This is a genomic window from Kolteria novifilia (assembly GCA_007748055.1).
GTDB lineage: Bacteria > Planctomycetota > Planctomycetia > Kolteriales > Kolteriaceae > Kolteria > Kolteria novifilia.
This window is the reverse complement of the sequence record CP036279.1, coordinates 5,335,667-5,358,019: the sequence shown is the minus strand read 5'-3', so window position 1 is coordinate 5,358,019 and position 22,353 is coordinate 5,335,667. Positions and strand designations below refer to the sequence as shown.

Below are 22,353 nucleotides of genomic sequence, written 5' to 3'. Positions count from 1 at the left end.
CATGCTTGGTCGCGAGAACGTACGTCCTTTCCCTTTCCGTCAACCCTCCAACGCGGTTTCGATCCTTGGCCTTGAGACGCTTGAGGAGCGAGCCGTTCCGGCCGTCTTGGCGGCCGACGCGATTCCGCTTCGCGCGGAGCACGTCGACCTCCTGACCGACGTCGTCGTCGAGAACGGTGTTCCCACCTTCAGCAATGGCCTTCGCGCTGAGTTTGATGCCTCTGTGGAAGACGAACACGACCACGAGGAAGATGAACACGACCACGAGGAAGATGAACACGACCACGAAGAAGCCGTCGTCTTTGGCCCGGACGAAGCGTTTGTTCTCGCTGGAGCCAATACGCGGACGGTAATGGATCTCCCGGAGGTCTTCCAGCAGCACGTTGGCGTGGGCGAGGGCGGAACCTACTACCTACTCGGGGATGAGCCTCAGCCCAATCAAGTCTTCCTCGGCATCGTCCCGGAAGATACCGACCCTTCACTCATCGCCGAATGGCAACCGAGTGAGACGCTTGAGGAGGGGCATTGGATTGGCCTGCAATTGGTGGGCTACGATGGACCCGGCGAGTTCTCGCTCTTCAACTTCGGCGCCTTCGGTGAAGAGCCGAGTCTCTGGATGAGCACCGTCGACGGGCTCGACGCGTCCGAGGACCGCTACTTCGCGGAAGCCGGCTCCCACAACCACGTCAATTGGACCTTTACCGCCCCCGGCATCTACCGTCTCGACTTGCAGTCCTTCACCGAGCTCGCCGATGGCAGCCCGTTGGTCGGAGACGTCTTCTCCGTCCACTTTGGTGTTGAGCAGAACGCCCGGCCCTCGAACTTCGACACGCTCGTCCGGTCGATGTACTTGGAGACGCTTGGCCGACTCCCGGAAGCTCAAGTGCAGCAGAACCTCGTGGCTCAGCTCAATGCCGGCCTCGATCCCGCGCTCGTGGCCAGCGGACTCCTCAATTCCTCGGAGTTCCTCGGTGTTCGCGTCGACGAGGCCTTCGAGACCCACCTGGGACGCGAAGCTTCCGAGAGTGACATCGCTTCCGCGGTCGCGGCACTGCGGGGTGGTGTTCCCTTCGAGGACTTCATCGCGGGAATTCTCAACTCCCCCGAGTATCAGCAACTGCACCCGACGAGTGAGCTGTTTGTTGGCTCGCTCTTCACCCACGTTCTCGGTCGCGACGGCGGCCCCGCCGAGATCGCCAACTTGGCGACCCAGATCGATGCGGGACTCGTTTCCCGTGCCGATATCGTTCAAGGGGTCCTCTTCAGCGCCGAGGCGATGGAGGATGAGGTCGATGGGGTTTACGAGTCGCTGCTCGGCCGCGAGCCGGGTGAGAGCGACTTCGCCGCGTGGGTTCCCGGCCTCACGGCTCGCCAAGTCGGCCTCCGCGATCTCGCGCTGCTCGTTCTGACGTCGGACGAGTTCTTCGCTCGTTCCTAACGTCGGCGTGCGACTCGCCAGTTCTTCAATTCGCGTCGCCAACCGGGAGAGGCCTTCTCGGTTGGCCGTTCGATCGCGCTAGGGTGGCTGTCCTACCTAGTGACGACGTGTTGTCGAACGACCGTCGGTCAGGCTATTGTCTGGCAATTGGGTGATCCTTGACCAATCATCAAGGGATGCCGGAGTCGCGCCTCTCGCACCCTGGGATAAGGTGATACCCGGTCTCCCAATCCCTGGACGGGCCTTCCAAGCCGACTTCCCGGAAGGGGCTCTCAAACGGCATTTCGTTGGAGATCGAACCGGCCGATCGTAGCCGGCAGTGAATAGATCAACAGGCTGCTAGACAACCCCTGCGGGGTTGGCATTTTCAATCATCCGGTACCCAGGGTGCGCTGGCGCGACCCTGGGCTTCAATAGATAACGGCGTTGCCGTTGTAGAAGGTGAATCGGTTGGGCCACCGATTCACCGCTGACGTCACCACGTCACCACGTCACCACGTCACCACGTCACCACGTCACCACGTCACCACGTCACCACGTCACCACGTCACCACGTCACCACGTCACCACGTCACCACGTCACCACGTCACCACGTCACCACGTCACCACGTCACCACGTCACCACGTCACCACGTCACCACGTCACCACGTCACCACGTCACCACGTCACCACGTCACCACGTCACCACGTCACCACGTCACCACGTCACCACGTCACCACGTCACCACGTCACCACGTCACCACGTCACCACGTCACCACGTCACCACGTCACCACGTCACCACGTCACCACGTCACCACGTCACCACGTCACCACGTCACCACGTCACCACGTCACCACGTCACCACGTCACCACGTCACCACGTCACCACGTCACCACGTCACCACGTCACCACATCACCACATCACCACATCACCACATCACCACGTCAGAACCTGCGATCGAGCAGGTAGTGTCATCCTGACAACGCGTAGGTGTCGCAACACATGTCGGCCAGGCCGTTCTCCTAACTTGTTGGTCCCCGCTGATGAGTCAGGCCAAAACTCGGCTTCCAATGTCCAGGATCGCTCTCACGCAACTTGGATATCTCTTCTTACCGGCAAACCAATTCAATCGGACCGGCAACACAGCTGAATTCACGCGGCAACGCTAATCACTCCGGCCGGCAACACTGATCACTTCGACCGGCAACGGTGTTCGCTCTGATCGGCAACGGTGTTCGCTCTGATCGGCAACGGTGTTCGCTCTGATCGGCAACGGTGTTCGCTCTGATCGGCAACGCTAATCACTCCGAACGGCAACGCTAATCACTCCGAACGGCAACGCTAATCACTCCGAACGGCAACGCTAATCACTCCGAACGGCAACGCCGTTCATTAATGAAGCCCAGGGTCGCGCTTCGCGCACCCTGGGTTGCGAGTCAATGAAACAAACAACCCCGGAGGGGTTGTCTAGACTCACGCGAACATCTTGTCGAAACGTCGCTGCATCTCTTCCGGTGAAACGTCTTCGATGTGGGAACCGAGCATCCATTCGTGACCGAAGGGATCGAGTAATTTGGCGGCACGCTCGCCGTAGAACTGATCCTGCGGTTCCATGGTGAGTGTCGCCCCCGCGGCGACCGCTTGTTTAACCATCGCGTCGACGTCGTCGACGTGCAGATGGACGCACGAACCGGTCGGCACCGACTCCTTCGGTCCGTGGATGCCGTACTCCGGATACTCGTCGGAGACCATGATCGTCGCGTCGCCGAACTCCAGCTCCGCGTGCCCGATGCGACCGCCCGGCTCGGTGAGGCGAAAATCCTCGACGGCCCCGAACGCCTTCGTGTAGAACGCGATCGCCGCCTTCGCGTCGCGGGTCCGCAGATAGGGGAAAACCTCTCGAATCGTGTTCATGGATGGACGTCCTTTCGACGATGGAACGCTTGGCCGACAACGTAACCTAGAAAGCTGGACGCGAGCCCCACGAGAGCGGCTGGGATCGCGACCAACCGCGATACTATTCCAGTCTCTTGGTCCGAGTCCAACATCTCCGGCGCCGCGATCAGGTCTTGCCCCAGCGACCAGCCGAACCATACGACCGCCCCGAAGAGCATGGCGAGAATCGCCGAGAGCTCTCCACGCGGCTTGCCGTAGACCCCCATCACCAGCGGGACGACCAGCGCCACCAGCAAGAGCGAAAGCGTTTGTTCAAGAAGCTCGAAGATCGATCGGCCGGAGAAGGCGAGCGAGATCGCCGCGATCACGACCGCGCAGACCACCAACCGGTCGATGGTCACCATCCGGAGCTTGGAGGATTCGATCGCTTCGCGATTTAGCCAACGGGGCAGTAGGTTGTTGGAGATGATCGACACGAGCGACAGAAGGAAGATGACGGCCACGAACGGAGACAGGAACTGGTCGGCGAGAATCGGCAAGATGCTCCCCTCGACGTTGTCCGGAAAGCGAAGGTGGGCCGCGAGCCCCAGGCTGACCGGGATGAAACCGACGCTGATGTACGCGACCCCGGCGAGGACGCAGGCCGCCGCCGCGCCCCGGCCACTTCGTGCCGAGAAGACACGCTGCATGAGATCTTGTCCCGGCAGGCACCCGAGGATCCCACTCGTCCAGATCGCGACCCAACCGAGGATCTCTTCCGTCCCGGGTTTGGGCAGGAGTGTTAGCCGTTCCGGGGGCGTGCTCGCGAGGACGTTGCCAAGTCCCGCGACGGGGTTGCCGTCGCCGAATTCGGCGAAGGTGACGACACCGAGGATGATCAAACCGCCGATGACGAAGAGGACTTGCACCGCGTCGGTGACGGTGACCGACCACATCCCGCCGATGACGGTGTAGGTCAAGACGATGCACCCGGCGAGGAGGATGCCCCACGGCTTGTCGATGCCGAAGAAGGTCGTTTGCAGTTCCGCGAGAGCGGCGCGGGTGGACATCGCTTCAAGCTCGTAGAGAGTGCCTTGGCCCACGATCAAGGAAACTCGTTCTCTGCTCTTGTAGGTCAGGCCATTGCCTGACGATTTGCTGGGCCTATGCCGGAGGCATTGACTAATGAAGCCCAGGGTCGCGCTTCGCGCACCCTGGGATAGGATGATACCCGTTCTCCGAAACCGTGGAAGGGTTTTCCAGACGGCTAGACAACCCAGGGCCAGCGCATACTAAGTGGCTTTTCCTGTAAGGACTTCCATCAAGAAGTCATCGCTCCAGCCGCAGCTTCGGCGTTTCATCGCGATGCTGTCCTTGCTTGGATGTTGCTTAAGTAGAGAGAGCGTGAAACGATCGAGCCAGGCGAAATTCTCACGGGCGAAACGATCGCGGATGCGTGAATCGTCCTCGCGATAGACGACGTCGAGAATCCAATGGCAGGAATTCTCGATCCCCCAATGGCTGCGGACGGCGCGGGCGAACCGTTGGACGCCCATCCCAAGACTACTGATGTAACGACGAATCTCGACCGTCTCTTTCCCGTCACGTAGGCAGACCGCGATGACCATGCCTATCGTCCGAAGTCCCGCCCACGCGGCCGAGTCCACCAGGCTTCGCGGAGCCGGCATTTGATAATAGGTTCGTGTCGTCGTGCGGCCGTGGGCGGTTTCGGTCGTCTCATGTTTGCGAACCTTGCCACTGGCGAAGTCGTCTTCGGTCTCGGCCAGAAAGGTATCGGCGATCGCTGTCTCGAGGCTCTCTTGGTTACCCTTGACTGCCAAGACGTAGTCAGCTCCGCCCTCGACGATCTGCTTCGCGATCGCCTTCTGCGTTCCCATCGCGTCGATGGTGATGATCGCTCCCTGGAGATCGACCAACCGTAAAAGCTCGGGAATCGCCGTGATTTCGTTCGATTTCTCCTCGCAGGCGACTTGTCCCAGCGACAGGCCCAACTCGCTGGCCCACAGGCTGACCGCGTGCAACGCTCCCAGCCCGCGTTTGCGGTCGTGGCTGCGGCGATTCGTCTTGCCATCGATGGCGAAGACCGGTTGGCTAACGGCACCCTCTTCACAAGCCGCCTGCCGCAAGGACTCAAGCCAACTGACAAAACAGGACTGAAAGGCATCCGGTCGCAACGCCGCCAAGACCCGTCGGAAGACGTCCTTGGCCGGAATGCCGTTGGGAAGCTCGAGCGTCTCGAGCAGCAACTCTTTTTTCATGCGTGCCCACTTGGCGATGCCGGTCGGGCCGCTCGCCCCCGCGAGAACGCCCATCACCGCAATCACCACCACGCTCACCAACGGATGACGCTGATTGATCGTCGAGCGTGGATCTTCCAAGTCTTCAAAGTGGGTGATGACATCCTCAAGCGTTACCCGAACGTCCTTGCTCATCAGAACCTCTCCTTGCATGCTCACCATCCCTCGGGCCCTTGCAAGACGTTCTACTCATCGCTCACCACTGGCGCAACCCTTCCTCAATTGCCCAATCCCCCGAAACTGCGCGCTGGCCCTGGGGCCGTGTCCCACTGTAGCCTTGTCGTTGCCTTTCGCGTGACTCGCCCGGCAGATTCACCATAAGGGTTCGGCCTCGATCGCTCGGCACCACCCTCGACGTTGTTACCGGTAGGCACTATGGTCGACCCAAAACCAATTGACACCACAACCAACATACCGGGCAATCCGTAGCCATCGAGGCTTCAGGCACCTTCCGATGACGCACTCCCCCCCCAGCCAATCGAGTTCCGTTTGACGTCGCCAGTGAATAATCGATGGCGTACTCGCGGCACGCTCCTCGCTTACTCAACTCGCCGGTCAAGACCCGCCGGCGTACTTCCGTCCACCACTCCATGTCGGTTCGCACTCCTCCGCCTCCTTGCGAACTCCGGAACGATCGGGACCAAAGCCCCCATCTCCCCAAATCGCAACAAGACGTGAATGAGCGCCGCCATTTTCGACCGCCGTCAACAAGCGCCGTCGTTCACGAGGCCGGAGTCGACTCCAGCCTCACTTGTGGCGGCGACTTCAAAGCGACCGGCAGCATCGACAAACCGTTCGTTACAGACAGACCCGAGCCAGAACCTGGGTGCTATTGCTACGGTTGCTGTACTTGTCGTCGTTACATCCACGGCCTGGCGGGTCTCGACATCCCCGATTCCACGGCAGGATCGCGGAAAGCATCCTGAGCGTCTACAGCCGGGGCGATGCGGATCATCTCGCAGGGTAGGACCAATCACTCTGCCTGTGGAACTCGTCGGCGCCCGGCTGAGCCGTGCCGCTGGCCTGGCCCACCCGAGCAGGTTTGCCAACCTGTTCGATCCGGTAGCGCGGGAGTTGCTCCAACTACTTGAGCAGTCGCCGGGCGACCATGCCGAAGAGACCGGTTGACGGATCGACAGCAAGAACTCTGGTGTTGGCTATTCATCAGTCGGACGATCACGGTCTTCCTGATCGACCACCACGACGTCGTCGAGCGAACGCTGGGATCGTCGATGCCGGGAGTTCCGGTCACTGACTTCTATGCTGCCTACCAAACACGTATCCAGGGTCGACTCCGGCGCCATAAGGTGGATCCGCCGACCTTCCTCGGTGGTCCCGCCATACCCGACGAGAACGACCTGGCCGAATGCGAGGTCCGAAGAGTCGCCTCCTCCACCTCCAAACGTCAAGCCAAGCTCCCTCCGCTCCCGACCACTGAATCCGCCCAACGTCTCCTTCTGGCGAACAATGTGCTTTCTCGAGAAACGATTCCGTTGTGTCACATCATATTGGTTGACCACCGTCGACTGTCCGAGAGAAATGCGACCAGTACTGCTTGCAGCGCAGGGGTGCCTGGCAATCTGAGAGGAGTGTCGAATTCTCCCGTGCAAGCGACATCCGTTTCTCCCAAAGCGTTTCAACGGCATCCACTGGATCTCCGATTGGCACCAAGGCTTGATCGGGATAGCTAAAAGAAAAGAGTCGCCCGGCCGTCCCAGGAGGACGACCGGGCGCCTGGGGACTCGTAACCGAGTCACGCCGGTTTTACTCAATCCTTGACATCCTCGCGATCAACGAAAGGCGAATGGTTTACCGCTGCTGCCTGCTGAGGCGCCGGCGGCGTTGTTGCCGTCGACTCCATGATCCGGACCGGTGACGTCGTCGTCCCATTCGCTGGCACCCGCGACACTGCCACTTCAGGAAGTGGTCACGGTTCAACGCATGGAGGGCCTGCTTCGAGGTTAGCAGCCAGCGATCAACAACTCCTTTCCTAGCCAGCGATCCGAGCATCGAGTGGCCTCCTTTCATTGTTCGCGTGACGCAGGGCGTTCAACTCGTCCCAGTCGATGACTTGAGGGCCAGGTTCCTCGGCTTCGGGGGTGAGACCATCGCCCGAGTCGATCAGGAAGAAACCCAATCGCTTGATGGTCGACACGCTCTCGCCTGTCGCTCGAGCGACGGCGCGATCAAGTGCGGATTGCTCCACGGACGTTCCTCCTAGTGGGGTAAAAAACGAGAAGAGCCCCGACCGCGTAGACGGGTGTCTCCGCGACCGAGGCCGAACAGGTCTGACTTCAACTTGTTGGCCGCTCAACTAGGCAGCCATCGGATGGTTCACGGCGAGGATTGCTGGAGGCGATGGATCCTGTCGTGGGCGCAACTGGGCCTGGAGCCCAATCATGAAGAGGCAAGTGGATTGAGGATCGCCTCATGGCCTGATGAAGGGAGACGCACTGGCGATCGCCCGGCTGCTAGCCAGCTTCAGTCAGATTGCTGATGACGCGCATCCAAGAGACGATCTCGCGGTCGGGATCGCTCTCGCTCAGTAACTCGACGGTCATGTGGTCAGCCACGGTGGTATTGAGCCAGCGTTTGGCTCGGTGAGCAGCACGGTTGCGGGCACGTCGGGTACGCTGCTCCCAAGGTTCCTCGGTCGGCGTTCGTTCGAGAAGTCGACGGCCGACAATCTCCGCGACGGGATCAAAATCGTCGAACATCACCTCGACGTCCCCGGCGCCCTGAATCGCACTCGGGTGAAGGTAGTTCTCGAGGCTCCGCTTTCTCGTCAGCACGGCCCGACAGCGTTCTCGTCGATTGATGAGCTCGGCGGCCTCACGCCGATAGTCGGTCTCCGGCGGCAGCTCATGATCGAAGAGATGAAACTCGGGCTTCCCAAGAGGTGCCAATCGATTCGTCCAGGCTTCCACGTTGCCGCCACCGAACGGGACGAAGATCGCTTCCCCTTTCTTCTCCATATCGTGAAGGTTGGGAAGCGACTCGTCGTGCCGATGAAGCATCTGGGAGATTCGCCGAAGGAACTCGGTATCGTTGGTGCCCTCGACGACGATGAGTATTCGAACGAGGTTGTTGTCGTTCACAAGAGCTGGGTCTGTCGTGATGTCCTCCTTTCTCACGTCGAACGCAGTGTTCAGTTGATTGTTGTTGCCGTAGGTCGCTTGTCGCCGTTTCGGCCTATCGAGAACGGTCTTGTTTGCGAGGCCGAATCGACCACATGACCAACTTCCGGACAGCCGAGTAGAGGAGGAACGGGAAGATGATTGGGATGACAGCAGATACGCAACCGCAGCACTCCGCTCCCCAGAAACTCCTCCGAGTGAGCTCTGTCTCCTCCATCGGAAGTGGAGGTGGCTTGAGATCAATGTCGGCTGGACCCGTTGTTGACTCCGACTTAACCGGCGTCTCATTGCTCGCATGGTGCTCGCGATTCCCGAGCAGTCCTGGCACGTTTCCGGCCCGAATCCATTGACGGGAGGTCGCGTTGCCGATCTTGGTCCGTTCGGAGATCACTCCTGACTCCGCAAGTCGGCGCAGTTCTTCAAAGGTACATGGCCCCTCCTTCTTTCCTTCGCGTTCGTAGTACCACCGAGAAGATTGTTGCTTGTCGGACATTCGAGTCGGTCGCTCACTCTTCGAGAAACTTGGTTGCATCAGATGAGGCTCGGGAGAACCCGTCTCGGTCGGCATCGACGAGATGCGTTCAGGATGCGAGACGAAGAAAGGGTCGTCGCTCGCACGAGTCTCACTCCGTCTCCAGCGGAAGCTCCTGCTCGTGTCGGTGAATCCAAACGAGCGCGAATAACTCGAATACGAATGCCATCACGTAGACCGGCAAGAGGAGTTCAGAGACCGTGTCTCCCACTGTTGCGAATTCGCTTACCGGAGCGAAATGGTGCTCTCCGTTGAGTCCAGCGAAGAATCCAAGGGTCCCGAACAACAAGGTGCCGCCGATGTTGAGAATGATGTTCGCCCAAATGCACCAACGAGTGAGGAAGGCGCCGGATCGCTGAATGTTCTTCAGGCGAATGCCTCCAACGAAAAGGAAGACGGCAACGATCAGGTACGCTAGATCGAGCGTGAGGTGGGAAATGAACTCCATGCCTCGAAACCACGAGTCGTCCGCAAAGAGTGGTGACGTACCGAGGCCGACGATCCACCACAAACAATAGAGGACAGGCGAGACGACGATCGCGTAGATGCAGATCCAGTTCGCCATGGTAGGAAGCCGAGGGTTGACCAGAGGATGGTCCCAAAGGGTGCTCCGGTCGACGGGACCACTGGCACCAGTTCCTCCGCCATGGCTGTGAGACGGTAGCGGTGGAGGGACGAGACGAGCGAATTCGGTCACTTGACGAATGGACAGCCATGAGTCCGAGCCGACGAGGCAGATCAGCGCATCGGAGGGCACCTTTCGGGAAGACAATATCGACTCAACGCTGTCGCGAGAGAGCGGTTCGGTCGTCTGGCCGCTGTAGTGAAGCCACCATCGTTTCTCGCCACTCCCGTTGGAATCGTCGTTCACCCCTTCCAATTCAACTGGTGCGAACTCCGGGAACGACGAGATCGGCTTCCATTCCTTTTCGCCCAACAGACAAGCGAGCAGGTCCACCTTTCCCGTCGTTTCACCGATTCGAGCGAGGATCGCCTCCCTCGTAAAGGGGCCGTCAGGCTCACCATTGAGCGAGAGCCACCACTGGGGCTTCTCTTTCGGATTGGGCGAAGAGCCATCATTGGACGACTCGGAATCGTTCTGTTGACTCTTGAAGAGGCCACGTACGGCGCCGGCCGGCTTCCACCGGACGCGATCTCTGCTGATCTCTGTCTCTGGAACAATCCTCCCTTCTTGCTGCTTGGTCCGAAGTTGGTCGAGAGAGAAGGGACCGTCCACTTCTGCTCCGTTCTTGACGTAGAACTCTTGCGTACTCACACGGTTCTCCTGTTGAATGAACTCATTTGCAAGGCACGGGCAGTCGTTCACGCTCACGGCGGAATTGCCCGTCAGTCGTAGGTCACGAGGATTGTTGGGTCGCGGTAGGACATCTCTCCCGATCCGAGTCGAATGGCCGCCCCGATGTCCATCCGCGCCGAGTAGGCCACCACGCCTTCGACCTGATCGTTCGGCTGTAGGATGGTTGGGCGGAGAAAGAGTTGGTGGGGGAACGTATAGACTTCGGTCGTCTCGCCGCCGAAATGGATGAGGATGTTTTGGGGAAAGATGCGAAGCGGCACGTTGCCCGTATTGGTCAGCTGGACACGTGCCCCGTAGATGTCGACCCCGGTAGCCAACGCTCCCAGGCCGACGGCGAGCCGATCTTCCGGTGGCAGCCTCTGGACGATCGCGATCAGTTCGGAGGTTGCGTCGCCCCAGCGGAAATTCAGCCGAGCGAGTGCGGGAGCTTCCTGCTGCGGCTGGCTGAGAGGGAATGTGCTCGGCGGATCAACGTCGGTATTTCTTGGGGCAGGTTGTGTCTGCTTCCCACAGCCGCCGACAGCGAGCAGCGACATGATGATGACGTGAGGTAGGCAAAGTATCGTTGCGCCAAATCGGCATCGTGAACGAGAACGATCGAGAGAGAAGCAGCTTCTATTGAAGAGAGCGTTCATGGGATCCCCTTAAAGCGAGAGCGTCGAACCAAGACACTGCTCTCAGGAACCCCGGCCAAGGGGCACTCACGAACAGACCTCGGCCGACGCTCCCGTACGGGGAGCGCGGTCCAAGTGTCTGCCTCGTGAGATAAAGGACCCGTGGGGGCCCAGTTTGGCCGTTTTCCTGAGAAGCAGAAACCGGACGCTTGCGCGTCGCTCGAATTGTCGATGTGGCCGCGACCGAGCCACCATGATCGAGTCGCTTGTGTCTCCTTGTTGTTGGCGGTCAGGCGCCGGTCATCCCGGTACTCGCCGAACGTCTACATCCTTTCGTATACACCATGCGGAAGCCGCGATCCACTCGTTGGCGTGCAGTTGCCTTCTTCGGACGTCAAGCTTCTCGGTAGCTCTCCGCCGGCAATGCACGGCAATCAACTCAGCGGCTTCCATCCGCGACATCGACGCCGTTCCAAGGAATGGGAGTTCTGCATCCATTCCGTGACACTATCCCCTCGCCCAGGAATAGGCATTGGGGATTTCCCTATTGCGTCTTGAAATCCTTTGGCTAGCCAGACCCGCATGATTGCGTCCCGAGACGCGGTTCACTTGCCGAAGGAACTCTACCGATTGCCGTCGCTCAATTCTTCTGGACGTCGGCAAGACCGGTTTCCTGTCTCTTCTGGTGACTCGAACTGATGCACCGACTCGTTGATCGATGCGACGTCGCAAGGCTCTTTGCTCCCGATTGCTCGACCTGCCAAGAGGCCAAGGAGTTTCCGGAGAGCAACCCGAACATCCTCGCAACGAACTTCGCCTTCCAAGGGCGGTCCAGTACTTCTCATGGTCGATTCCTCGTGCTGTCGGTCAGATTGTGTCGAAACAAGCACCACACAAAGGATGGCAACAGCAACATCACCTCCTCTCCGATCATCTCGCTACGAGTCCGCGGACTGATCGTACGGTCCTGGTGTGACTGAAACGGTTTCTGGCCTCCTTTCATCTCGGCCACGGTTTGCCGTCGTCATGGCCACGTCGCCGCGGCCGATCGCCGACGCGCAAAAGCAATCGCCCCACGCTTCTTGTCAAAGCATGGGGCGAGAAGGGTAGCCGAATTCTTGCGGACGCGAGAACGATCACTCGATGAGCGGATCGAACCGGTAGCGTGGGTGAAGATGCCGACGGTACTTGCTACCCAATCCTGAGGCATCCAAGACGCGGCCGTAGGGATCGTCGAGACTCATCTCTTGCAGCAAACGGGCAAGTCTTTTAGCTCGCTGGACGACGGGCTGAGTGATCCCGAGCTGTGCAGCGATCTCCCGTTCCGTGAGCTTCCCCTCATGCCACAATCGCATGACCTCCGTCATGAAGGAGATTCTCTGCGGCGGATCGAAGAGATCGACGGCCATTGGTATCCGGAGCAACTCTGGACATTGGACGCCATGGCAATCGAGAAGCACGCTAGACAGATGCAAGGTGAATTCTGCTCTCACGACCGTCCTGCCTCCGTCGATTGAGCGGACGGGATAGACTCGAAGGTCTGGGATCAGCGTTCTCATCACCCTCGCGAACTCCGGGCTGTCACGTGCCAATTCGACGCACCACCGTGTCGCGTTCGCCAAGATCAATTCTCGGGAAGGGAGCACGGCGGAATCTCGCTCCTTGCCGTTCATGGCGAAGAGTTCGTCCTTGATCAGGCTCTCCTCGTCTTCGAGGCGGCGCAATTCCTCTCGGGGCGACCGCAGTGGTCCTCCTTCCCGGACAAGTGACATGACATTGTCGATCTGCCTCCTCAGTTGTCGAAGCTCTTGTTCAAGTCGACGACGAGAGTCATCTCGAGTGCGGTGATGCTCCTCAAGCTGTCGTCGCAGCTCGATCGTCTGAGCTTCGTCGTAATCGGGCAATTTGTACACCTCTTTGAGAATCGCATCGCAGATCTTGGACGCGGCCATTGGTCCGGAGAACGATACTCCGTTCCAGCAGCAATACTCTTTGGAGCCAATGCAGATCAGATGGTCGCTCTGTCCGTTGCCACCGTAGTGAAAACCGCGGCCGCAAATCCCGCACGTGATGCTCTGCCCTGGCCAAACAGTCCGCTTCTTGGGTACGTTCTTCCGGCTGTCGACTCCTTCCTTGAGCCCTCGGCAGTACTTCTGATTGCGTCTCTTGAGCATGCGGATGGTGCGGTCATACCGCTCCGGCTCGATGAAAGCGAGATGGGCACAGCTTCTCTCAAGCAACTCGTCAATCGGCGCATGCACCGACCTCGATCTTCCCGTTTTGTTGAGCCTCTTCGAGATCTTCTTGTTCCGTTGCCGAACACCTTTTAGGATCGGGTTGTTCGTGACTCGAGAGACCATCTGCGGAGTCCACTTGGAGAGACGACACCATTGGCCAGTCGGGATCTCGTTTTCGTTGAGCCAATCGGCAATCTCCGAGTACGTAGCCCCATCCTCAAGTTTGTCGAACCAAGTCGAGTAGACCGATTCGGCCTCGGGTCGCTTTCTCACATCGGTATCGAGGCTGCTGCCATTTGATTTCTCGTACCCGTAAGGAAGTGTTTGAACTACCCCACCGTGTTGAAACCGATTCCGCAAGGTACGGCGGATCCGCTTGCTGGTGTTGCGATTGTCGCCCTCATGGCGAAACACGGAGAAGACGGCGGCAAGACGCCACTCTTCGACGGCGGTATCAACATTGTCGTTGACGGCGATCAAACGGGCATCCGCGTCCTCTGCCAGCTCGCAGAACTCGAACGCTCGCGTGCGTCGGCAGATTCGGCCGAGATCCTCCGCCATGACCAGATCGTATCGGCGACTCTCGATCGTCTCTTCCAACTCGTTTAGTTCCACTCGATCGAGGTGCTCACCGCTGCCGCGGCTTGCGATCTTGCGGAACTCCACCTCTCCGTCGTACCGATCGTGGACCCAACGGCGTAGCAGCGCCGCTTGATCCTCAAGACTGCGAGCGTCCTGATGCACGGTGCTGATGCGTACAACCAACACGACTCGTAGCACATTATCCGACCGCGGCTGGAGCGGCGGTTCCAATTGAATACTGGCCATGGATAGGCCTCCTTGCATGGAGGCACCCTGGCAACATCGCTACATTGACACAGTGTGACAATGATTGATCCGACGGATGAGAATCCTTGACCACTCTTGACCACGTTTGAATCGCCGCAACATCAATGAGGCAAAGAAGATCGAGACGAAGAGCTCTGTCTTGGAACGACTTAGATCGTCCTGAAGAAAGCCCCCCTCCTTCTCCCCCTTGGGACAAGGTTGAGCGGTCGGGATGCCCCTTGGGAAGAGGGGGAGCAGTCGGAGGAGCGGATGGGTGGCCCAGATTGCTTGCCAATCTGGGTTCGCGAAGCGAACAAGAGGCCGCTTTTGAAGAGGGTTCGCCCCTCCGTCCGATGATCATTGGGTTCTGGGGCTCTTGTGGCTGCGCCACCTCGGTTGGCAAGCAACCGAGGCCACCCGGGGACGTTGTTGGCTCACTGAAGAGCCCCTCCTTCTCCCCCTTGGACAAGGGGGAGCGGTTGGAATGCCCGTCAGTCGAGGGACTCGGTGTCGGCCTTGGGGGCTTGCCAAGGAATGTGCTCGGCGTCGGCCCAGAGGTGTTCGAGCTGGTAGTACTCCCGCTTCTCCTCGTTGAAGACGTGGACGACGATGTCGCCGTAGTCGAGGATGATCCAGTTGCCGAGTTCGTAGCCCTCAATGCCCCGGCGAACATCGCCGACTTCCTTGAGAGCCTCCTCAATGCGGTCGGCGATCGTGATGATCTGACGGCGACTGTTGCCTGTCGCGATCACGAGGTAGTCGACCCAGTCGACAAGACCCTTCATTTCGAGGATGGTGATATCACGAGCCCGGTTGTCGTGGGCCGTTCTCGCACTGAGAATGGCACGCTCCCGAGCCTCGACGAACGTCTGCGAACGAGGATGGGTTTCCGTACTGATGATGGTTCCTCCGGTGGCGTTCATGGATCGCACTCCATCCCTATTTTTCCAACTCGCCCGCCCGACGGAAAGGGCAATCGGGGGGAAAGTGGCTCCCCACCCGAGAATGAGACAGCCGATGGGATGGGTCGGTTCGGGTTTGCCGACGACCATTTCTACGAGATTTGAGGGGCGATCGTTGGGAAGCAACGTCGTAACGTCTTTTGATGACGATGGATAGGGTTGAGGCGGTCAGTCGCTCGCGGCACCGGGGCGAATCAGCGTCGCTTCACCCGCTGGAGGGCCTCTTCGACCTCGTCAAGGTTGGTGCCGTCGTAGCGAATGACACTCGGGTGGGAGAAGGCGGCGTTGTAGGACGCGACCGGCATGATCCCTAGCCCACGCGGACGCCAACGCAGCCAGCGGAGCATGAAGTCCGGCGTGTCGTCGACAAGGACGGTCCCGTAGACCATTCCTTTATCTTGCGTGATGTGGACATTGGTGTCCGGGCCGAGATGGCGGGAGCACCACTCGACCTTTTCCTTCCACGCCAGCGAATGATTGCGTGGGGCCTTGGTGAGGATGTGGATGTCGAAGCCGACGTTCTCGGCGACGCGGAGGATGTCGAAGCCACTCTTGAGCGGCTCAAGGCCGTACCACCACCCGGGACGAGCTTTGATCAAGTCCATCCGGGCCCGGAGGTAGTCGGGGGGACTATTCTGGTCGAGATCGATGACCGGTTCGGTGGGGCAGCTCAGTCGCGCCAGTTCGCGCACCATTGAATCGTGGTAGTCGGCGAGCGTTCCATCCATGTCGAAGAGCGCGATGTTGATCGCTTGGTCGTCGCTTTGAATATCGCTTTGGTTGTCACTCTGGGAGCTCATGGCTCGTTCGCCTCTCGAGCTGGTTAGCTGGCGGCCGGGACCAACCGGGCATCCAGGGCCAAAGAGAGCTTATCGATCGAGCCACGCGGGTGTAGGCAAAAGGGAAATTCTCGCGAACGGAGTGCTTCATCCCCCTGGCGACGCTCGCTCAACTGGTCGAGTCGTTCCTTGAGGTCGTCGATCTCCGATTGGATGAAGGGACGGAGCTGGTCATTGAGCTGTCGAAACTCCCGATAGCGAGCACGCCGTTCGTGTCGCGTCCCGTCGCTTTGCTCCATCAGTTCGTACTTGCGCTCGATCCAACTCGAGATGGGTTCTCGCTCGAGGAAGAGATCGTCAAGAAAACGATCGGGATTCCAGGTCATGTCACGCAGTCTGGCAGAGAGTTCTTGGCGCGGATCGGGGCCGAGTTGCGATGCCGCCGGCAAGAGGTTCGTTCCCGAGAGGATGCCGAAGTGGGGAGGCTCGACGCCCCAAAACTCCTCCAGAAAGGCGTCGGTCAGTTCGTCGTATTTGCCGCCTCCGATGCCGTGGATGAAAAAGTCCGCCAGGCCCAGCCGCAGGAAGAGCGTGGTGAGGATTGCTCGTGGGCGGAGCTTGATGCCCTTGAGTTTCGCGATCGCCTCGGCGAGTTCCCCGATGTCGCCCGCCTTGGGGAGCGTTGCGACGACCTCACTCTCGGCGAGAAGCTCGATCGCGTCCTCGGTGGTGCGGACCACGAGATGCTTCCGCTGCGGCCGTTTGCCGCTCCAGCACCAGAGCGGAACCTCGACTCGGTCCTTCTCGATCGCTAGATCCGGGAAAGGATGGTGACGGCTCTTGATGTGGTTGAGTCGACGGTATTCGAGCAAGAGGCGGTTGTGAGTTCGCGCGACCTCGGGAGCCCTGAGGATCATCTCGGCTGCCAAGCGACCAAAGGAATTGGTCCGGCAGAGTCGACTGAGTGGCACCTCGAGGTTTGCGCAATCCATCGTTCGTTCGAGATCGCGTCTTCCGGCGGCGAAACGCTCGCCGATGCGGTCGGTCCGCTTGCCATGGTGGACGACGCGTCGCCAGAACTCTTGGATGAGTGGCTTTTCGACCAGCGATCCCAACTGCTTGGCGACCGTCTCTCCGAATCGGGAGAAGGTCTTCTCGTCGAGGACGGTGCGTTCCTCGTATGGGACTTCGGGGCCGGAAGCGTCGAAGGGAGTGAAGGAGAGCAGGGTGGCTCCCACCGTTCCCGTCGGGATGGGGACCACCGTCGAGGAGAGTAAGTCGGTGTCGATCAGGACGTTGAGCGAACAGCCTTCAAGCCGTTGGGCGAGGCGGCTGGCTCCGAACGCCTTGATCCATACGCCGTTGTGAAAGAGTTCCGGCTGGTGACTTGTCACCACCAACGGGCCCTCGGACGGAGTGGGAGTGTTCTGACCAAATTCGCCCAGGTAGCGCGCCGCCGCGTCGAGCGCTTCGGCACGCGCCAGCCGACGGTAGGACGCGAGGGACAAGCCCGCGATCATCCTCGCGGACTGGTTCAAGAGTTGCTGATTCGATCGGGTCTGCTCGGGCCACCCCTCGAAGGGAGCGACACAGAACAAGGAGCCATCCTCGCGGGGAACCCGAAGCCTAAGCCGACGCATGCTAACGATTCGCTTCTTGCAGACGGGGACGAAGTTCAAGGCCGCAGCCGACCCGTCGGCGAGCCACGGCGATCGCGCGATCGAGCGTTCGCTGATAGTACTCCATCCGCGCATCGGAGTCGTCAAGGGTTTCCCCGAATGAGCGGCTCGGGTCGAGATAGACCCTGGGGACGGCGACCTCGACGATCGTCAGTTTGTGACAGGCGGCCTGCACCCAAAGCTCCAGTGGCATCGAATAACCATCCTCGGTGAGGTGCAGCTTTTCGAGCGCCGAGCGCGTGTAGGCCTTGAAGCCGCAAAAGGTGTCGGTCAGTTGGAGTCCGAGACAGGCGTTGAGCTGATCGGTGATCAAGAGATTGATGCGGCGTCGATCCTTGGGAGCCGGCGTGTCCTCGTCGAACGTGGCGAGGTAGCGCGATCCGGAGACGATGTCGGCATCCTTCGACGCTTTGACCAGACGCGGAATCAGGTCGGGCTCGTGCTGTCCATCGCTGTCCATGGTGACAACGACGTCGTAGCCGTGCTCGCATCCGTACGCGAATGCCGATCGAAGCGCGGCGCCGTATCCCCGGTTCTGGGCATGCTGGTGGAGCTTGACCGAGGGGAAATCCTTGAGGATGTCGAGGGTTCCGTCGGTCGAACCGTCATCGACCACGAGGATGTCCTCGGCGTAGGGCAAGGAACGCTCCAGGACGTGGCCGAGTTGGCCCTCTTCGTTGTAGACAGGGATCGTCAAAAGAGTTCGCATCGAGGAGTGGCTCCCGCTCGAGGTCGTTTCGATTGGCTGTCTTTTTTGAATGCTTATACCTGTAATTCGCAAACGGAGCAATTCTAAACCGGTCAGTCTACTTGTCAACAGACACAATCGCGAGAGCGATGGATTCCCAAGAGCCGCCAGAGTCGCTCGTCGCGGAGATCCTCCGCGACCAAGTCGACCCACTCGTAGTCCGCGTCGCGACTGAACTCGTTGGGAATCGCCACCGTCTTGCACCCTGCCCGCGCCGCCGCGGTCGATCCGTTGATGCTGTCTTCCAAGACGGCGATGCGTTCGGGCGCGAAGCCAAAGGTCGCGGCCGCTTTCAGGTAGATTTCCGGATCGGGCTTGCCATGTGTTACGTCGTCTCCGGTCAAAACGAAAGCGAAACGATCCCGAAGGCCGATCTTCGCGAGGAACACCTCGGTCATGGGCCGATTGGTCGAGGTGGCGACCGCCTTGGGGATCTCGCACTCTTCCAGGCGGGCGAGAATCTCCTCGAGCCCCGGGAGGGTCCGCAGATCGGTCTCGGCACGGTGCTGCACCAAGGAGCGCAGTTCTTGCAGGAGGTCCTCGGGAGTGTCTTCCAAATCATAGAGAGACCGCATTCGCTCCATCGCGAGCCGTCCGGGCAACCCCATGATTTGGTTCACGTTGTCGAAGTCGAGTTCGCGTCCTCGTTTCTCGAGCATCTCCCGTTCGGAGTCGACGTAGAGTCGTTCCGTATCGATCATCAAGCCGTCCATGTCGAAGACGACCGCGTCTGGTGACAAAATCTCCGTCAATGAATCAATCCTGCTACAGGGAGGACTACCAGCCCGTTGGTCTATTCGCTGCCCGCATCGCTTCAAGGAACGGACTGCTTCGGGACAGGTTCTCGTCGCGGCGCTGAAACCGCGCCCACCGTGAGACGCGGCGCCGTGCCCGTGAGGCTCCGACGGCGACGTCGCTGAAGAAGCCATCATAGGCTATCTACTCGGAGGGGCGTCGTACATCGCGGGAAGAGAGCCCGTTGGTTGGTCGGGAAAAGTGTGAGCCATTCGGAGGAGAGACGGAACTTCCTTCCATGCACTCGGTGTGTCCGGGGTCGAAACGTCGCTCGGCGGGAGCGGGGGCGTCATCGATCGAGTCTTCGTCGAGACGTACCCGATACTTGAAGGCTCCCACCGCGAGGACATCGTTGTGCAGCAGGCAGGATTCGGTGAGGCGTTGGCCGTTGACGCGACATCCGTTGGTGCTGCCCAAGTCGCGGAGCACCAAGTCGACCTCGCGGAGCACGAGGATGCAGTGGACGCGCGAAACGGTCTTGTGTTCGAGCATCAGGTCACAAGAGGCCTGACGTCCGATCAACAGAATCGGCTTGCCCAGTTCGATGGGGTTGCCGCCGTCAAGTGGGACCAGCTTCGCTTTCATGCCTGTGTCACGACGCGATTCCAAAGGCGCGCATGGTATTGGCCTCCGTCCTTGGAGTTGCCGTGTGCAAACGTTCAAGGTTCAACAACCCGTTGAGCAGGTAACGAGAAATCCGCGTCGTCTGGCGACCAGCAATTCCCCTCTTCGGGACAAACGACATGTCTCGCGCTTCGTTGCCGAAACACTCCCCAGCAATTTCCTGAGAGAGTCGCATCCATGCCGGGAAGAATGCTTCATCCGGCGGCACTCTAACAGTTTACACTAAGAGGATAGCTTTCCCTTCCGACCCCGGTCAAGCCTCGGATCGTGGGGAACGGGTGAACCTTGGAGATTCGAGGTGTCACCATTGGATCGTCGTCTTGTGCCATCTCCCTTCAATTGTTCGAGCGCCATGGGTCAATTTGAGTTCTTTGATCACACGGCGGACATCGGATTGCGGGTCCGTGCGGCGACGCTTAGCGACTTGCTCGCGACCGCGATCCTTGGATTGATGGAACTGGTCTACCCCGAACGATCGAGGTCGAGTCCGACCGATCGGCACGAATTTCGTCTCGAGGCCGACTCCGCCGAGTTTCTTTTGGTGGACCTGCTGACCGAGGCGCTATTCCTGACGGAAACCGAGGGGCTCGTGATCGCCGAGGTCGAAGTCATCCTCGACGTCGGCGGTGTGGTGCGGGGAGAATTCCGAACTTTTGCCTTCGATCCTCGTCGGGATTCGGTCGGAGCGGAGGCCAAAGCGATCACGTATCACGGGCTTCGCTGCGACCACGGCCCAAGTGGCTGGATCGCCGAAGTGATCATCGACATCTAGAACTCGACGAAAGCATTTGGAAAGGACTCGCGATCGATGGGCTACGAAGGTCCTCTCGAACAGATTGACGCCAATTCCTGGCGAATTCCCAAGAGCTACAAGTCGGGGATGCGCGTCGATGGGGTCATCTTCGCCGATGACGCGATGATGAAGAAGCTCCGCCACGACCAGGCTCCCGACCAGGTCGCCAATGTGGCGACGCTCCCCGGCATTCAGCGGGCAAGCTTCGCCATGCCCGACATTCACTGGGGATACGGATTCTGTATCGGCGGTGTTTGCGCCACCGATCCCGACGACGGAGGAGTGATCTCGCCGGGAGGCGTCGGGTACGACATCAACTGCGGGGTGCGGCTCATTCGCAGCCACCTCACCGAAAAGAAGCTGGGCAAACGACTCCGGCCCCTGGTGGACGCCCTCTTCGAGGCGATTCCGACCGGGGTCGGCCGCGGGAGTCGCTTTCGGTTCTCCGAAAAGGAAATCGACCAACTGCTCGCGAAGGGGCCCGGATACCTCGTGCGCGATCGGGGCATCGGCTGTGAGCGCGATCTCCTCTTCACCGAGGCGAACGGTTGTCTCGAGGGGGCTCGGCCCGACTTTGTCAGCCAGCGGGCCAAGCAGCGAGGTGCCTCCCAGTGCGGATCACTTGGATCGGGGAATCACTTCGCCGAGGTCCAAGTGGTCGACCACGTCTTCGACGAAAAGGTTGCGGCGACCCTCGGGCTCTTCCAGGGCCAAGTCTGCGTCATGATCCATAGCGGCTCGCGCGGGCTTGGCTACCAGGTCTGCGATGACACGCTTCGCGTCTTTCGAGATATCCCGGCAAAGTACGGGATCGACTTGCCGGATCGGCAGCTTGCTTGCGCGCCGATCGTCAGCGAGGAGGGAGAGCGGTACTTGGGTGCGATGCGGGCCGCGGCGAATTATGCGTGGGGGAACCGCCATCTCTTGATGCACCAAGTTCGCGAGGTGTTCGAGGAGCAGTTCGACCGAACTTGGGAAGACCTCGGGATGGATCTGGTTTACGACATCGCCCACAACATCGCGAAGTTCGAGGAGCACGATGTCGCTCCTGGGACCAAGCGGCGCGTCTGCGTTCACCGAAAGGGAGCGACCCGCGCCTTCCCGCCCGGTCATCCGGAACTCCCCGACGAGTACCAGTCGGTGGGGCAGCCGGTCATGATCCCCGGGGATATGGGAACGGCCAGCTACGTCCTGGTCGGCGCTCCCGGCAGCATGGAACGCACCTTCGGTACGACGTGCCACGGGGCGGGACGACAGATGAGCCGTACCGCGAGCGTCAAGGCGGCGCGCGGGCGAAACATCGCGAAGGAACTCGCCGGGCGCGGCGTGATCGCGCGGGCGCACAGCCGCAAGGGGCTCGAGGAGGAACAGCCCGACGCCTACAAGGATGTCTCGATGGTGGTGGAGGTTGTGGCTCGCGCCGGGCTTTCCAACAAGGTCGCCCGGATGCGGCCGATTGGTGTGATCAAGGGGTGAGCCCAAGCGACTCTTCCCCAAGTCATAAGCTGGGCCGCTCGACACCACGATGACGTTCGGGCGAGTGGCGACGGGGCTAGTCGGCTAGCAGTCCGTTGATTGAAGAGGGCCGTTGGTCGTCGGAAGCGAATAGGTCAACGGATCGCTAGTGGACTGGTCCATCGAAATCTCGGGTGCCGCTGGCCGCTTATCAGCCAGTGCCAATAGGTTTGG

General features: G+C 60.0%; 18 protein-coding genes. 3 read left to right on the top strand and 15 right to left on the bottom strand.

From position 1 onward, the window contains the following. The first annotated feature begins 1 nt into the window (after window position 1). On the top strand, window positions 2-1,438 hold the full coding sequence (locus Pan216_RS19665; protein WP_145260586.1) for a DUF4214 domain-containing protein: 1,437 nt from the start codon (window positions 2-4) through the stop codon (window positions 1,436-1,438). A 1,460-nt stretch (window positions 1,439-2,898) separates the two neighbouring features. Here the strand turns inward: Pan216_RS19665 and Pan216_RS19660 are convergent. The 15 genes from Pan216_RS19660 to Pan216_RS19590 form a co-directional block, all read right to left on the bottom strand. Further along, window positions 2,899-3,339: a VOC family protein gene (locus Pan216_RS19660; RefSeq protein WP_145260584.1), complete on the bottom strand. Its 441-nt coding sequence runs from the start codon at window positions 3,337-3,339 to the stop codon at window positions 2,899-2,901. Then, window positions 3,336-4,403, bottom strand: coding sequence for a sodium:solute symporter family transporter (locus Pan216_RS19655; RefSeq protein ID WP_145260581.1), 1,068 nt, complete (start codon window positions 4,401-4,403; stop codon window positions 3,336-3,338). Before Pan216_RS19655 ends, Pan216_RS19660 begins: the two co-directional genes overlap by 4 nt. A 189-nt stretch (window positions 4,404-4,592) precedes the next feature. Next, window positions 4,593-5,753 (bottom strand): ISAs1 family transposase, encoded by a 1,161-nt coding sequence (locus Pan216_RS19650; RefSeq protein WP_145260579.1) that lies wholly within the window; start codon window positions 5,751-5,753, stop codon window positions 4,593-4,595. Window positions 5,754-7,608: 1,855 nt separating this feature from the next. Continuing rightward, complete coding sequence (locus tag Pan216_RS19645) at window positions 7,609-7,824, bottom strand: hypothetical protein (RefSeq protein WP_145259122.1); 216 nt, start codon at window positions 7,822-7,824, stop codon at window positions 7,609-7,611. Between the two features lie 265 nt (window positions 7,825-8,089). Next, the gene (locus Pan216_RS19640) at window positions 8,090-8,716 is read right to left on the bottom strand and encodes an ATP-dependent endonuclease (RefSeq protein WP_419192756.1); all 627 of its coding nucleotides are present in this window, start codon (window positions 8,714-8,716) and stop codon (window positions 8,090-8,092) included. A gap of 94 nt (window positions 8,717-8,810) precedes the next feature. Next, entirely contained in the window at window positions 8,811-9,248 is a 438-nt protein-coding gene (locus Pan216_RS19635) for a DUF4339 domain-containing protein (RefSeq protein ID WP_419192755.1), read from the bottom strand. 130 nt (window positions 9,249-9,378) lie between these two features. Continuing rightward, entirely contained in the window at window positions 9,379-10,563 is a 1,185-nt protein-coding gene (locus tag Pan216_RS19630) for a DUF4339 domain-containing protein (RefSeq protein WP_145260573.1), read from the bottom strand. Between the two features lie 71 nt (window positions 10,564-10,634). After that, window positions 10,635-11,141, bottom strand: coding sequence for a hypothetical protein (locus tag Pan216_RS19625; RefSeq protein WP_145260570.1), 507 nt, complete (start codon window positions 11,139-11,141; stop codon window positions 10,635-10,637). 1,214 nt (window positions 11,142-12,355) lie between these two features. Further along, window positions 12,356-14,284, bottom strand: coding sequence for a recombinase family protein (locus Pan216_RS19620; RefSeq protein ID WP_419192754.1), 1,929 nt, complete (start codon window positions 14,282-14,284; stop codon window positions 12,356-12,358). Between the two features lie 491 nt (window positions 14,285-14,775). Further along, complete coding sequence (gene rsfS, locus Pan216_RS19615) at window positions 14,776-15,207, bottom strand: ribosome silencing factor (protein WP_145260563.1); 432 nt, start codon at window positions 15,205-15,207, stop codon at window positions 14,776-14,778. Between the two features lie 233 nt (window positions 15,208-15,440). Further along, window positions 15,441-16,046 (bottom strand): 5' nucleotidase, NT5C type, encoded by a 606-nt coding sequence (locus Pan216_RS19610; protein ID WP_145260561.1) that lies wholly within the window; start codon window positions 16,044-16,046, stop codon window positions 15,441-15,443. A 23-nt stretch (window positions 16,047-16,069) separates the two neighbouring features. After that, complete coding sequence (locus tag Pan216_RS19605; protein ID WP_145260558.1) at window positions 16,070-17,665, bottom strand: hypothetical protein; 1,596 nt, start codon at window positions 17,663-17,665, stop codon at window positions 16,070-16,072. A gap of 1 nt (window position 17,666) precedes the next feature. Beyond that, window positions 17,667-18,413 (bottom strand): glycosyltransferase family 2 protein, encoded by a 747-nt coding sequence (locus tag Pan216_RS19600; protein WP_145260556.1) that lies wholly within the window; start codon window positions 18,411-18,413, stop codon window positions 17,667-17,669. Window positions 18,414-18,517: 104 nt separating this feature from the next. Further along, window positions 18,518-19,204, bottom strand: a complete 687-nt coding sequence (locus Pan216_RS19595) for an HAD family hydrolase (protein ID WP_419192753.1) — start codon at window positions 19,202-19,204, stop codon at window positions 18,518-18,520. Window positions 19,205-19,391: 187 nt separating this feature from the next. Continuing rightward, a complete protein-coding gene (locus tag Pan216_RS19590; RefSeq protein ID WP_145260550.1) occupies window positions 19,392-19,832 on the bottom strand; it encodes an FHA domain-containing protein in 441 nt (146 codons plus the stop codon). 391 nt (window positions 19,833-20,223) lie between these two features. Here Pan216_RS19590 and Pan216_RS19585 point away from each other — a divergent pair, with 391 nt between their 5' ends. Together Pan216_RS19585 and Pan216_RS19580 are read left to right on the top strand one after the other, a co-directional pair. Then, complete coding sequence (locus tag Pan216_RS19585) at window positions 20,224-20,643, top strand: archease (RefSeq protein ID WP_145260548.1); 420 nt, start codon at window positions 20,224-20,226, stop codon at window positions 20,641-20,643. Window positions 20,644-20,679: 36 nt separating this feature from the next. After that, on the top strand, window positions 20,680-22,140 hold the full coding sequence (locus tag Pan216_RS19580) for an RtcB family protein (protein ID WP_419192752.1): 1,461 nt from the start codon (window positions 20,680-20,682) through the stop codon (window positions 22,138-22,140). Window positions 22,141-22,353 lie beyond the last annotated feature (213 nt).

Coding starts and splice junctions, on each gene's coding strand:
- Pan216_RS19585 (WP_145260548.1), top strand. CDS start 20,224: ATGGGTCAATTTGAGTTCTTTGATCACACGGCGGACATCGGATTGCGG.
- Pan216_RS19590 (WP_145260550.1), bottom strand. CDS start 19,832: ATGAAAGCGAAGCTGGTCCCACTTGACGGCGGCAACCCCATCGAACTG.
- Pan216_RS19580 (WP_419192752.1), top strand. CDS start 20,680: ATGGGCTACGAAGGTCCTCTCGAACAGATTGACGCCAATTCCTGGCGA.
- Pan216_RS19665 (WP_145260586.1), top strand. CDS start 2: ATGCTTGGTCGCGAGAACGTACGTCCTTTCCCTTTCCGTCAACCCTCC.
- Pan216_RS19610 (WP_145260561.1), bottom strand. CDS start 16,046: ATGAGCTCCCAGAGTGACAACCAAAGCGATATTCAAAGCGACGACCAA.
- Pan216_RS19660 (WP_145260584.1), bottom strand. CDS start 3,339: ATGAACACGATTCGAGAGGTTTTCCCCTATCTGCGGACCCGCGACGCG.
- rsfS (WP_145260563.1), bottom strand. CDS start 15,207: ATGAACGCCACCGGAGGAACCATCATCAGTACGGAAACCCATCCTCGT.
- Pan216_RS19625 (WP_145260570.1), bottom strand. CDS start 11,141: ATGTCGCTGCTCGCTGTCGGCGGCTGTGGGAAGCAGACACAACCTGCC.
- Pan216_RS19620 (WP_419192754.1), bottom strand. CDS start 14,284: ATGGCCAGTATTCAATTGGAACCGCCGCTCCAGCCGCGGTCGGATAAT.
- Pan216_RS19635 (WP_419192755.1), bottom strand. CDS start 9,248: ATGTCCGACAAGCAACAATCTTCTCGGTGGTACTACGAACGCGAAGGA.
- Pan216_RS19605 (WP_145260558.1), bottom strand. CDS start 17,665: ATGCGTCGGCTTAGGCTTCGGGTTCCCCGCGAGGATGGCTCCTTGTTC.
- Pan216_RS19650 (WP_145260579.1), bottom strand. CDS start 5,753: ATGAGCAAGGACGTTCGGGTAACGCTTGAGGATGTCATCACCCACTTT.
- Pan216_RS19600 (WP_145260556.1), bottom strand. CDS start 18,413: ATGCGAACTCTTTTGACGATCCCTGTCTACAACGAAGAGGGCCAACTC.